Annotated in this window: 9 protein-coding genes; 7 read left to right on the top strand and 2 right to left on the bottom strand. The window is 62.7% G+C overall.

What is annotated here, in order from left to right:
• Positions 1-21: 21 nt before the first annotated feature.
• From U1R88_RS32215 to U1R88_RS32205, 3 genes are read left to right on the top strand one after another with little or no spacing between them, the layout of a single operon-like run.
• Entirely contained in the window at positions 22-966 is a 945-nt protein-coding gene (locus U1R88_RS32215; RefSeq protein WP_322434983.1) for a dihydrodipicolinate synthase family protein, read from the top strand.
• Positions 944-2,470 (top strand): aldehyde dehydrogenase, encoded by a 1,527-nt coding sequence (locus U1R88_RS32210; protein ID WP_322434982.1) that lies wholly within the window; start codon positions 944-946, stop codon positions 2,468-2,470. Before U1R88_RS32215 ends, U1R88_RS32210 begins: the two co-directional genes overlap by 23 nt.
• A gap of 12 nt (positions 2,471-2,482) precedes the next feature.
• The gene (locus U1R88_RS32205; protein WP_322434981.1) at positions 2,483-3,805 is read left to right on the top strand and encodes an NAD(P)/FAD-dependent oxidoreductase; all 1,323 of its coding nucleotides are present in this window, start codon (positions 2,483-2,485) and stop codon (positions 3,803-3,805) included.
• Between the two features lie 47 nt (positions 3,806-3,852).
• On the opposite strand, the gene U1R88_RS32200 is transcribed toward U1R88_RS32205, so the two are convergent.
• A complete protein-coding gene (locus tag U1R88_RS32200; protein WP_322434980.1) occupies positions 3,853-4,770 on the bottom strand; it encodes a LysR substrate-binding domain-containing protein in 918 nt (305 codons plus the stop codon).
• A 131-nt stretch (positions 4,771-4,901) separates the two neighbouring features.
• Here U1R88_RS32200 and U1R88_RS32195 point away from each other — a divergent pair, with 131 nt between their 5' ends.
• Both U1R88_RS32195 and U1R88_RS32190 read left to right on the top strand, forming a co-directional pair.
• Positions 4,902-6,476: a trimethylamine methyltransferase family protein gene (locus tag U1R88_RS32195; protein WP_322434979.1), complete on the top strand. Its 1,575-nt coding sequence runs from the start codon at positions 4,902-4,904 to the stop codon at positions 6,474-6,476.
• Positions 6,477-6,484: 8 nt separating this feature from the next.
• Complete coding sequence (locus U1R88_RS32190; RefSeq protein ID WP_322434978.1) at positions 6,485-7,591, top strand: mandelate racemase/muconate lactonizing enzyme family protein; 1,107 nt, start codon at positions 6,485-6,487, stop codon at positions 7,589-7,591.
• A 491-nt stretch (positions 7,592-8,082) separates the two neighbouring features.
• On the opposite strand, the gene U1R88_RS32185 is transcribed toward U1R88_RS32190, so the two are convergent.
• The gene (locus U1R88_RS32185; RefSeq protein WP_322434977.1) at positions 8,083-8,661 is read right to left on the bottom strand and encodes a TetR/AcrR family transcriptional regulator; all 579 of its coding nucleotides are present in this window, start codon (positions 8,659-8,661) and stop codon (positions 8,083-8,085) included.
• Positions 8,662-8,747: 86 nt separating this feature from the next.
• Between U1R88_RS32185 and U1R88_RS32180 the strand changes: the two genes are divergently transcribed.
• Both U1R88_RS32180 and U1R88_RS32175 read left to right on the top strand, forming a co-directional pair.
• Positions 8,748-9,860: an efflux RND transporter periplasmic adaptor subunit gene (locus U1R88_RS32180; RefSeq protein ID WP_322434976.1), complete on the top strand. Its 1,113-nt coding sequence runs from the start codon at positions 8,748-8,750 to the stop codon at positions 9,858-9,860.
• Entirely contained in the window at positions 9,860-12,976 is a 3,117-nt protein-coding gene (locus tag U1R88_RS32175; protein ID WP_322434975.1) for an efflux RND transporter permease subunit, read from the top strand. Before U1R88_RS32180 ends, U1R88_RS32175 begins: the two co-directional genes overlap by 1 nt.
• The last annotated feature ends 133 nt before the right edge of the window (positions 12,977-13,109 follow it).

The raw sequence follows: 13,109 nt of genomic DNA, 5'->3' as shown, positions 1-13,109 counted from the left end.
GAGCTACAGCGGAGCTAATCCATGTCCTTCAAAGGCATCATCCCGCCGATCATCACGCCATTTCACGAGGACGGGTCGATCGATCGAGCCGGCTTCGAAACCGTCCTGGAACATCTCATCGCGGCCGGCGTCCACGGCATCGTCATCGGCGGAACCACGGGCGAGTACTATGCTCAGTCACGGGACGAACGGGTGGGCCTGCTCAAGCTCGCCGCGAAGGTCGCCCATGGCCGCGTGCCGTTGATCGCCGGCGTCGGCGCCATCCGGACCGAGGATTGCATCGAATACGCGCTCATCGCCCGCGATCTGAAATATGACGGTATCCTGATCGGCTCGCCCTACTATGCGGTGCCCACGCAGCAGGAGCTCGCCAACCATGCACTGGCGATCGACCGGGCGGCCGACATGCCGATCATGCTCTACAACTACCCCGGCCGCACCGGCACGATGATGGACACCGAGTTCCTCGACCGCGTCGGCCGCAACACCAATTTCCGAGCGATCAAAGAATCCAGCGGCAGCGTGAACCAATTGCACATCCTGGCGCGCGACTATCCGCATATCGATCTGTTCTGCGGCATGGACGACCAGGCGCTGGAATTCTTCGTCTGGGGGGCCAGGGGCTGGGTGTGCGGCGCGGGCAATTGCCTGCCCGAGGAGCATCTCGCCCTCTACAATGCTTGCGTCGTCGAAAAGGACTTCGCCAAGGGCCGGCTGATCATGTCCGCCCTGCTGCCGTTGATGCGGGTGCTCGAGCAGGGCGGCAAATTCGTCCAGGCCATCAAATATGGCTGCGAGCTGGCGGGATTGCCGGCGGGGCCCGTGCGCAAGCCGATGCGCGGGCTTGAAGAAGACGAGCGGCGGGAACTCGCGAACACGATCCGCACGCTCAAGGCGGTGATCGCTTCCATCGACAACAAGTCCATCAAGAAGGGTGCCCCGAATGTCGTTGCTCTTAACGCGTGATGAGTACGCGGCCCTGGCCCAGAGCCTGCCGCTGCCGACCAATGCGGTGATCGACGGCAAGGCGCGGCCGGCTCTGTCCGCGGATACCTTCGATTCCATCAATCCGGCCACGGGCGAGCGTCTCGCAAGGATCGCCAGCTGTGGCAAGGCTGACGTGGACCTCGCCGTCGAGAAGGCACGCGGGGTCTTCGAGGCCGGCACCTGGTCGCGGGCCCACCCCAGCGAGCGCAAGAGCGTGCTCAAGCGCTTCGTCAAGCTGCTGCGGGACAACGCCCACGAATTGGCCGTCATCGAGACGCTGGAGAGCGGCAAACCGATCTTCGACGTCGAGACGATCGATATTCCCGAGGCCCTGCATTGCCTGGAATGGCATGCCGAGGCCGCCGACAAGGTCTATGGCCAGACCTCGCCTTCGGGCGACAACGTGGTCTCGATGATCGTGCGCCAGCCGCTTGGCGTGGTCGCCTGCGTGCTGCCTTGGAATTTCCCGATCCTGATGCTGGCCTGGAAGATCGGGCCGGCGCTCGCCACCGGCAACTCCGTCATCGTCAAACCGGCCGAGCAGACCAACATGTCGGCACTGCGCATGGCCGAGCTCGCCCACCAGGCCGGCTTGCCGAGCGGTGTCTTGCAGATCCTGCCCGGGCCCGGCGAGGTGACGGGCCAAGCGCTTGGCCTGCATCCCGACATCGACATGGTCGCGTTCACCGGCTCCACCGATATCGGACGTAAGTTCCTCGAATATTCGGCCAAGAGCAATCTGAAGCGCATCGTGCTCGAATGCGGGGGCAAGAACCCCTGCATCGTCATGGACGATGCCGAGTGCCTCGATGTCGTGGCCCAGCAAGCGACCCAGGCCGTGTTCTGGAACATGGGCGAGAACTGCTCGTCCAATTCCAGGCTCATCGTGCATGAAAAGGTCAAGGACGCGCTCGTCGAGCAGATCATCGCCAAATTGAGGGACTGGCCGCTTGGCGACCCGCTCGATCCGGCCAACCGGCTCGGCGCGATCGTCTCGAAGGAACAGTTCGAGACGATCATGGACTACATCAGGAAGGGCAAGGCCGAGGGCGCGAAAATCATCGCTGGGGGCGAAGCCTGCAAGATCGGCAAGGGCTATTTCATCGAGCCGACCATCTTCGACGACGTCAAACCGAGCATGGTGATCGCCAGGGAGGAGATCTTCGGCCCCGTCCTGTCGATCATCACGGTGGCGAGCGCCGACGAGGCGGTACGTGTCGCCAACGACACCCCGTATGGTCTTGCCGCCTCGGTCTTCTCTGCCAATCTCGGCCAGGCCCATCGCATGGCGCGCGATATCCGTGCCGGCACCGTGACCATCAACTGCTATGGCGAGGGTGACATCACCACGCCGTTCGGCGGTTTCAAGCAATCCGGCTTTGGCGGCCGCGACAAGTCCCTGCACGCCCATGACCAGTACACGGAGCTGAAGACAATCTGGGCCGATATCTCTGACCCCCGCACGACCAAGACGCTCGACTGAACCGGCTTGGCCATGGCTATCCACACTGCGATCAGGACGCCGGCTGACCTGGCCGGATCGGGCTGGTACGAACTCCTGCCAAAACCGGCACCCCCGCGCGTCCTGGAGGGAAAGCGCACGGCCGACTGGGTCGTCATCGGCGGGGGCTTTGCCGGCATGGCAGCCGCACGCCGCCTGACCCAGCTGCAACCCGGCTCCCGCATTGTCGTTCTCGATGCGCAGAGAATCGGTTGGGGTGCCGCAGGCCGCAATTCAGGCTTCATGATCGACCTGCCGCACGAACTTGCGAGCGATAATTACGCGGGCGGCCGCGACCACGACATCAAGCAGATCCGAATGAACCGGGCCGCCATCGAGTTCGCAGCCGGCGCTGCCGCGGAATACGGGCTGGAGCCTCATTTCATTCGGGCCGGCAAATATCATGGCGCCGCCACGGCACGAGGCCAGCGGGTCCTTGCGGAGTTCGAGCAGCATTTGTCCAGCCTCGGCGAGCCGTTCGAAAAACTGAGCGCCGACGATTTGCGCCGCGTGACCGGAACCTCCTACTATGCCGGGGGCACGTTTACACCGGGCACGGTGATGATACAGCCGGCCGCCTATATTCGCGGTGTCGCCCACGGCCTCGCCGAAAAGGTCGAGATCTTCGAGAATTCGCCGGTCGTCTCGATCAGGAGCGGGACGACGCATACGGTGTCGACGCCTCAGGGAGAGGTCGAGGCGCCCCGCATCATCCTGACGGTGAATGGGCAGGTCGAAAGCTTCGGCTTCTTTCGCCGCCGTCTCATGCACATCTTCCTCTATGCGAGCATGTCGCAAAAGCTGACCTCGGCGCAGATAGCGAAGCTCGGCGGCGAGAACTATTGGGGCCTCATCCCGGCCGATCCGCTCGGGTCGACCGTCCGGCGCTTCGGAGACCGGATCGTGGTGCGGAATTCCTGCACCTACAATCCCGCGATGCAGGTTTCGGATGGATTGGTCAAAAATTTCGGCAAGGCGCATGACCGCTCCTTCGACGAGCGGTTCCCGATGCTGCCCGGCGTGCAGGCCGAGTTTCGCTGGGCCGGGCATCTGTGCCTGTCCCTCAACAGTGCGCCGGCCTTCGGCGAGGTCGAGCAGGGCATCTATTCGGGCTGCTGCTGCAACGGGCTGGGAACGGTCAAGGGCACGCTCTATGGCAAGCTCATCGCCGACCTGGCGGCGGGCAGCGGAGAGATGATGGTAGAGGAAGCGCTGTCGGGACCCGTCCCCCGGAAGCTCTATCCCGAACCGTTCATGTCCCTTGGAGCGACGGCGAAGCTGTGGTGGCTGCAAAAGCGGGCGGGGCGAGAAATGTGAGGGAACAAAGCCCGGGGTGAAACGCATTCTGCCTGTCGGGCACGCGTTCAGTTGAAGGCTTGCCGTTCGCTCTCGGCGATCTCTCTCAGCCAGCTGCGAAGGGTTTCGGCCGCCGGGCTCAGCACCCTGTTGTCGTTCCAGGTCAGGTAATAGCCACCCGGTGCCGGAATTTCGAGGTCGGTCAGGCGCGTGAGCCGCCCCTTCTCGACCAGGGACCGTACCAGCCGATGCCACCCTACGGCGACACCCTGGTCGGCCTGGGTGGCCTGAAGCGCGACACTGAACTTCCCGTAGCGCCGGCCTCTCAAGGGACCGTGCGGAATGTTGGAGCGGCGTAGAACCTCATCCCAATCCGACCATTCCGGATCGACCCAATCCACGTGAACGAGAGGCAGTTCGGCCAGCGTTTCGGCGGTTGCATCCCGATGCTCGGCGGCGAAACCTCGGCCGCAGACCGGATAGATGGTGTCGTCGAACAAAAGCTCGGCCGTCTCGTCCGCCCAGGAGCCAAGGCCGTAGCGCACCCGCAACTCGACCTCTGCTCGACGCAAATCGCGCGGATTGTCGGAGATGAGATGGTCGACGGTGATCTCCGGGTAGCGCTGCCAGAAGCCGCGCATGCGAGGCACCAGCCACATCGTGGCGAAGGCATCGGTGCAGGCAATGGTGACGTTCCTCGACCGGTCTCCCTGTTTGATTGTCCGCACGACCTCGGCAGCGCGCGAAAAGCTGTTGGAGAGCACCCCGTAGAGATCCTCGCCCGCGCTCGTCAGCGCCACGCCGGTGCCGAGGCGCGCAAAGAGCGGCACACCCAATTCGTCCTCGATCGCCTTGATCTGCCGGCTGACCGCGCCGGGCGTGACGTTGAGCTCGCGGGCGGCGAGCTTGAACGAGAGATGCCGTGCGGAGGCCTCGAAAACCGCCAGAGTGGTGAGCGAGGGCAGATCGTAATAGCGGCGGACCATGCTGAGCCGAGCTTCTTTCCAAGATCGAATAGGGCAGCAATTAAGTCAACACGCGCGTGAGACTTTTGCATTAGGACATTGCCCTAGCTTGCAGCAATAGTCCCAGTAACTGCAAGGCCTTAGCCGCAGTAATGTTAAGACAAGCGGAGGCGAGCGTGACCATTCAGGAGAGCACAACTCGAAGGAGCGGGCGCGATGCCCGCCGCGCCATCCGAATGGCCCCCAAGGTCGACATGCTCCCGACCCTCAAACGTGCCTTGCCCGTGGTCGAGCCGATGGATGCCGATCAGGTCGAGCGCATCCACCAGGCGTCCCTGGCCATTCTTGAGGATATCGGGGTGGTGTTTCGCGATCCCATCGCTCTCGAAGACTGGAAAAGAGCGGGGGCGGATGTTCGAGGCGAGCGCGTTCATCTAGACCGCGATCTGGTGATGGATCTGATCAGCACCATTCCGCGCGATATCACCTATCATGCGCGGAACCCGGCCAAGAACGTGGAGCTCGGCGGGCCCAATTCCATCTTCGTGCCGATGACCGGCGCGCCGTATCTGCGTGACCTCGACGATGTCAGGCGGTTGCCGACACTCGAGGATCTCGGCACCTTTCATAAGCTTGCCCACATGATGCCGGCGCTGCATTCATCGGCGCACCACATCGTCGAGCCGATGGACATCGTCGTCGCGCACCGCCATCTCCACATTACCTATTCGTCGATGAAGCATTCCGACAAGATCTTCATGGGAATGACCACCTCGGCCAGGAATGCCGAGGACGTGCTCGACATGTGCGATATCCTGTTCGGGCCCGGTTTCCTGGAAAATCATGCGGTGACGACCGGCAACTGCAACGGCAACTCGCCGCTGGTATGGGACCAGGTCATGCTCGGCGCGATGCGCGCATTCTGCCGGCGAAACCAGCCCGTGCTCTGCTCGCCCTTCGTTCTGGGCGGTGCGAATACGCCGGCGTCGACGGCCGCCGCGGTCGCCCAGCTCAATGCCGAGGCGCTCTCGGCACTCGCCTATACCCAGGTGATCCGCAAGGGCTGCCCGGCGATCTACGGGCATTATCTGTCGACGGTTTCGATGCAGTCGGGAGCGCCGATGGCCGGCACGCCCGAGATCTCGCTGATGAACTTCATGATCGGGCAGATGGCACGGCGCTACAATATTCCCTGGCGCACGTCGAACCTGCTCGGCGGGGCCAAGGTCTTCGACGCCCAGGCCGGGTATGAAAGCGCCATGACCATGATGGCGGTCCTCATGTCGGGCGCCAACTATATCTGGCACTCGGCCGGCTGGAACGAGGCCGGCATGCATTGCTCGATGGCCAAGTTCGTGGTGGATGCCGAAGTCTGCGCCATGGGCTACCGCATGACGCAGGGCATCCAATGGGGTGATTTCGAGGAAGCCCTGCAAGCCGTGAGGGATGTCGGGCCGGGCGGACACTATCTCGGCCATCCGCACACGCAGGCCAATTTCCAGACGGCCTTCTTCATTCCCAAGCTCTTCGACAACAATTCGATCGAGCAATGGAAGGCCGAAGGCGAGAAGGACATCAATCGCCGGGCGCTCGAACACGCCAGGCACCTGTTGGCCGACTATCAGGAGCCCGTGCTCGACCAGGCAAGGGATGAAGAACTGCGCGCCTATATTGCACGCCGCTCGCGCGAAATTCCTGCCGTCGACGCCCTGAACGACGAATATTGAGCCCGACAATGCGCATCAAGACCATCAACGTCTATAAAGTCCTCCTGCCCGTCAAGGGCGGTGTCTACCGGATGGCAAGCGATGACGTTCAAGCGCTCGACTCCACGCTGGTGGAAGTCGTGACCGATGATGGGCTAACCGGCTGGGGTGAGACATGCCCCATCGGCCCGGTCTATCAGCCCCAGCATGCCCTTGGCGCCCGTGCTGCGATCGCCGAGATCGCTCCCGGCCTGATCGGCCAGCAGGTGCAATCCATCCGACTGCTCGCAAGGCGCATGGACGAGCGCCTGAACGGGCATGGCTATGCCAAGGCTGCGCTCGACATCGCTTTCCTCGACCTCCTCGGCCAGCGGCTCGGCGTTCCGGTTTCGACGCTGCTCGGCGGTACCCTGACGGACCGCGTCGAGAGCTACTACTCCCTGATCGTCGGCGAGCCCGACGAAACCGCGCGGATTGCCGCCGACAAGGTCAGGGCGGGCTATCCCCGCCTTCAGATCAAGATCGGCGGCCGCAGCCTCGAGCAGGACGTCGCCACGGTCCGCAAGGTCTGGGAGGCGGTCGGCTACAAGGCTCGCATCGCCGTCGACGGCAATCGCGGTATGACCGTAGCTGCCGCCATGCAGATCAGCCATCTGTGCCAGTCCATCCCCCTCGTGCTCGAACAGCCATGCAATACCGTGGAAGAGATCGCGACCTTGAAGGGGCGGGTCAACCATCCGGTCTATCTCGACGAAAGCACCGAGGATCAGAATGCCGTGCTGCGGGCGATTTCCCTGGGCATAGCCGACGGCTTCGGTTTCAAGGTGACCCGGCTCGGCGGCCTGACCAAGATGACCACCGTGCGCGACATGTGCGCCATCCGCTCCTTGCCCCACACCTGCGACGATGCCTGGGGCGGCGACATCATCGCGGCGGCGTGTACGCATCTGGCGTCGACGGTCGAACCACGCCGCTGCGAAGGGGCCTGGATCGCCCAGGAATATATTGACGGCCACTACGACAGTGTGAACCCGGTGAAGATTGTCGAAGGGCACATCGCCGTTCCGCAGCGACCTGGCCTCGGCGTCAAACCGGAACCAGGCATGTTTGGTTCGCCGGTTGCCAGTTATGGATGATGAATTGCGAGTTTCAGCTGCAGCAGGCGAAAGATGGCGGCCAGGGTTCGAAGGCCCGTGTCTTCTTGCTTCAGTTAGCAGGTTGCAACCAATTTCAGGGTAAATTCAGAGGTCATCCGTCTACACGGACACTCGCAAGGAATGTCGGCACCGGCGATTGCCTGCCCCTGCAACAGGAAATTAATAATAATATCAATGCATTAATCTGATTTTGGTGGTTTTTTCGTTTGCGTCAGGCCTCAACCCACGCGTTGCCAACAGGTTCTGCACACTCCGGCGTCCGTTGACACATATTCCATGCGTCGCAAACGTTCTCACCCTTTCCGTTCGCTTCAACCGGCGCTTGCACAATGCGTGCGGCAATTCATGGATCCGACCGTGCCCGCCAACCTGTCGCCGTCCGTGACCGACCGACGGCTCAATTCCAAGATCGGCAATCTCTGTTGGATGATTTCCAGGGAAGCGGCCGGTTCAGCGGTCTCCGTCATCGTTCAACTGGCGACGACTTCGCGGATCTGACGCTCAGCCGCAGTCAGAAAGTCTTGTGCCAGCTCGGGATCGTTGACCACGCGAGACAGCATCAATGCACCGAGCATCGTGGAAAGAATGGCCATTGCCTTGCCATTGGTTTCCTCGCCCGGCGTGACGGAAATCATGGTGCCGAGCGTTTCGAGATAGGCCCTTATCCCTGTTTCGAATGCTTCCTTCACCGTGCTGCTCTGCCTGGCAGCATCGGAGCCCAGCGCCGCAATCGGACAGCCATCCATCTTCTCCTGGCGATGCTCCATGCTGAGGTAAAATCCGAGCACAGCGCCGAGCGGATCGTCAGGGTTTGCCGCAGTTGCGACGGCCCATAATTGCGCAGCACTCTCCATCGCTCGTTTGGACGCTTGTGCCGCCAGGTCTTCCTTCGATGCGAACTGCTTGTAAAAGGCGCCTTGCGTCAGCCCGGCGCCCTTCATCAGGTCCTTGAGCCCGATGCCGTCGAAGCCGTGCTCGCGGAAGAGGCGACCGGACGCATTGATCACGGCTTGGCGGTTTTCCTCGGCTTGAACGCGACTTACCCGCATCGTTGATCCTCGCATATAGATTGCATTCGAAATCTATATCACTTATAGATGTCGAATGCAATCTATCTCTCGATGAGGGCACGGACATGAAACTCAAACCCATTCTGCTGGGAGGAAGCGCCCTGATCGCAGTAGTCGCCGCGGCCGGGTTCTTCGTGCTTGTCGCACGTCCTCACCGGGCTTCGGCCGAGATCGACCCGCGGCAGGCGCCGCCTCTGGTCAGGGTGACGGCGGCGGGCGCCGTGGTCGACAGCGAGCGCAGCTTTACCGGTCTCATCGGCGCTAGGGTGCAGAGCAATCTCGGTTTTCGCGTTGCCGGCAAAATCCTGGAACGGCTGGTAAATACGGGACAGCAGGTGAAGGCCGGTCAGCCTCTGATGCGGATCGACGAAACGGACCTTCGCCTTGCATTGACGGCAAAGCGCAACGCTGTTGCGGCAGCACGCGCGGTGTTGGTTCAGGCAAGTGCGGACGAGAAGCGATATGCGGCGCTTGTGAAGAGTGGGCTGGCCACAACCCCGCAGCGTTACGAACAGGCGAAGGCGGCATTGGACACAGCCACGGCCCAGCTGGCTGCGGCAGAAGCGGAAGCGAAGGTTGCAGAGAACGAGGCGACCTACTCCGTACTGGTCGCAGATGCGGATGGAATGGTGATCGAAACACTGGGCGAGCCGGGACAGGTCGTATCCGCCGGCCAGGCCGTGGTCCGGATCGCAGAGGCCGGCCCGCGCGAAGCCGTGGTGGCACTCCCTGAAACAATCCGGCCGGCGATCGGCTCGGTGGCCGAGGCGGGCTTGTATGGAGCCGATGGAAGGCGCTATGCCGCCCATCTGCGGCAGTTGTCCGATGCAGCCGATGCCCTGACTCGCACCTACGAGGCCCGTTATGTGCTCGACGGCGAGGCCGCTGCCGCACCACTCGGCGCGACGGTAACCGTTCGGCTTGCAAGCCAGGCGAGCCAGCCGGAAGCCGAGGTGCCGCTTGGTGCCGTGCTCGATGATGGCAGCAAGACTGGTGTCTGGGTCTTGGACCGTGCCACTTCGACCGTGCACTTTCGCCCTGTCAAGCTTGTGCGCGTGACCAGCGAAACCGCCATGATCTCCGGAGTGAACTCGGGGGATCCGGTCGTTTCGCTCGGCGCTCATCTTCTGCAGGAAGGCGTTCGCGTCCGCACCGCTTCTCAAAATGGAGGCAACTGATGAGCCTCAATCTTTCCGCGATCGCCGTTCGCGAGAGGGCGGTCACCTTGTTCTCCATTCTGCTGCTGGTGGCCGGCGGTGCCTACGCTTTCCTCATGCTGGGACGGGCGGAGGACCCGAACTTTACCATCAAGACCCTCACGGTCACGACGGCATGGCCGGGCGCAACGGCGCGCGAGATGCAGGATCTCGTCACGGAGCCGTTGGAGAAGCGGATTCAGGAACTGACCTGGTACGATCGGGTCGAGACGACCACGCGGCCGGGCTACGCCTATATGACGGTCACGCTGAAGGACAGCACACCGCCATCCGCCGTGCAGGAGGAGTTCTACCAGGCGCGCAAGAAGCTTGCAGACGAAGCCCGCAACCTGCCCTCCGGCGTCTACGGCCCCTTCGTCAATGACGAGTATTCGGACGTGAGCTTCGCGCTCTATGCGCTCAAGGCCAAGGGCATGCCGATGCGCGAACTGGCCCGGCAGGCCGAGGTGCTCCGCCAGGACCTTCTGCACGTGCCCGGTGTCAAGAAGATCAATATTCTCGGTGAGCGTCCCGAGCAGATATTCGTCGAATTCTCCTACGCCAAGCTGGCGACTCTCGGCGTATCGGCACGGGACATTGTTGCCGCCTTGCAGCGGCAGAACACCGTTACCCCGGCGGGCTCGATCGATACGCGGGGGCCGCAGGTCTTCATCCGGATCGATGGTGCCTATGACAGTGTCCGGGCGATCGCCGACACGCCGATCATCGCCGCGGGGCGAACACTGAAGCTTTCCGATGTCGCCGCGGTCCGCCGTGGCTATGAGGATCCTCCCGGCTACCTCATCCGCCATCAGGAAGAACCCGCCGTGATGCTCGCGGCGGTCATGCAGGAGGGCTGGAACGGCTTGGCACTCGGCAAGGCGCTGGAGGAGAGGACGGCGGCTATCGCACGGACCCTGCCGCTCGGCATGACGCTCGACAAGGTGACCGACCAGGCCGTCAACATCAGCTCGGCGGTCGACGAGTTCATGATGAAGTTCGCGATGGCGCTCGGTGTGGTGCTGCTCGTGAGCCTCGTCAGCCTGGGTTGGCGCGTTGGTATCGTGGTCGCCGCTGCCGTGCCCCTGACGCTCGCCGTCGTCTTCCTCATCATGCTGGAGACCGGCCGGTTTTTCGACCGCATCACGCTGGGCGCGCTCATCCTGGCGCTCGGCCTTCTCGTCGATGACGCCATCATCGCCATCGAGGCGATGGTGGTGAAGATGGAAGAGGGCATGGACCGCATCAAGGCGGCCGCCTATGCCTGGAGCCACACGGCGGCGCCGATGCTGTCCGGTACACTGGTGACGATCGCGGGTTTCCTGCCGGTCGGCTTCGCGCCCTCGACGGCCGGCGAATATGCGGGCAACATCTTCTGGGTCGTCGGCTTCGCTCTTATCGTCTCCTGGGTCGTCGCAGTAACCATTACGCCTTATCTCGGCGTCAAGATGCTGCCCGAGATCAAACCGGTCGCAGGCGGCCATCATGCGATCTATGGTTCGCCGAACTATCGGCGTCTGCGAAGGTTGATAGCCGCCGCCGTGCGCCATAAATTCCTGACCTGCGCCATCGTCGGCATTGCATTTCTGCTTGCGGGCTTCGGCATGGGCGCCGTCAAGCAACAGTTCTTCCCGACATCCGACCGGCCCGAGGTGCTGGTGGAGGTTCGCCTGCCGGAAGGTACCAGCATCGAGACCACCACCGCTGCCGTCGAAAAACTCGAACAATGGCTGCGTGAACAGCCGGAGGCCAAGATTGTTACGAGTTATGTCGGCCAGGGTGCTCCGAGGTTCTTCCTGGCGCTGTCGCCCGAGCTGCCTGATCCTGCCTTCGCCAAGATCGTTGTACTGACACCGGATGCCGAGGAGCGCGAGCACCTGAAGCGCCGGCTTCGGCAGGCAGTGGCACAGGGGCTCGCGCCCGAGGCCTATGTGCGCGTCACCCAGTTCGTCTTCGGCCCCCCCTCGATCTTTCCGGTCGAGTTCCGGATCATCGGGCCCGATCCCGCGCAGCTCTACGCTATTTCGGAAAAGGCGCTCGAAATCATGCGGACCGTGCCTGATGTGCGAGAGGCAAACCGCGACTGGGGCAATCGTACGCCCGTGCTGCGCTTCGTCCCCGATCAGGATCGGCTGAACCTCATCGGCCTGTCACCGGCGGAGGTCGGCCAGCAACTTCAGTTCCTCCTCACCGGCATTCCCGTCACGCAAGTCCGTGAGGACATCCGCAACGTTCCCATCGTGGCCCGGAGCGCCGGGTCTGAAAGGCTGGACCCAGCGCGTCTTGCGGATTTCTCGCTCACGACACGCGACGGACGAGCAATTCCTCTCGACCAGATCGGGCATTCGGAAATCCGTCTGGAAGAGCCGATCCTCAAGCGCCGCGATCGTATGCCGGTCATCACGGTCCGCTCGGACATCAACGAGGCCACGCAACCTCCGGAGGTCTCCAAGCAGGTCATGCAGGCCCTGCAGCCGCTGATCGCCTCCCTTCCGTCCGGCTATCGCATCGAAATGGGCGGATCGATCGAGGAGGCGAGCAAGGCCAACGCCGCGCTGGCGAAGATCTTTCCGGTCATGATCGCTGCCACGCTGATCATCATCATGCTGCAGGTGCGCTCCTTCGCGATGATGGCGATGGTCTTGCTGACGGCGCCGCTCGGCCTGGTCGGCGTGGTGCCGGCGCTGCTCGTCTTCAACCAGCCCTTCGGGTTCAACGCCATTCTCGGCCTGATTGGATTGGCCGGCATCCTGATGCGCAATACCCTCATCCTCACCGAACAAATCAAGGAGAACCGCGCGGCAGGACTTGATGACTATCATGCTGTCATCGAAGCCACGGTGCAGCGCACACGGCCCGTGATCCTAACGGCCCTTGCCGCTGTGCTTGCCTTCATCCCACTCACGCACTCCGTCTTCTGGGGATCGATGGCCTATACGCTGATCGGCGGCACGGCGGTCGGTACGGTGTTGATCTTGCTCTTCCTGCCTGCCCTCTATGCGGCTTGGTTCCGGATCAAACCGACTAGAGATGAGATCGATATGTCATCCCCCTCGGATGAAGGCATGAAGCTGCGTGCGGTAAGGGCTGCCGAATAGGAAGGGACCGCCGGGAGTGGCCACCCTGAACCCCCTGGCGGCAGGTTTTGCGCGGTCTCGCCGGTCAACTCCTGGTAGGTGCGCTCCCAGCGGGTTCGAGCAGAGCATGGCTGGCTTCATGCCGAAATGGGCG

The sequence above is a fragment of the Labrys sedimenti genome, from assembly GCF_034424805.1.
GTDB classification, from domain to species: Bacteria; Pseudomonadota; Alphaproteobacteria; order Rhizobiales; family Labraceae; genus Labrys; species Labrys sedimenti.
This window is presented reverse-complemented; position numbering and strand designations above follow the sequence as displayed.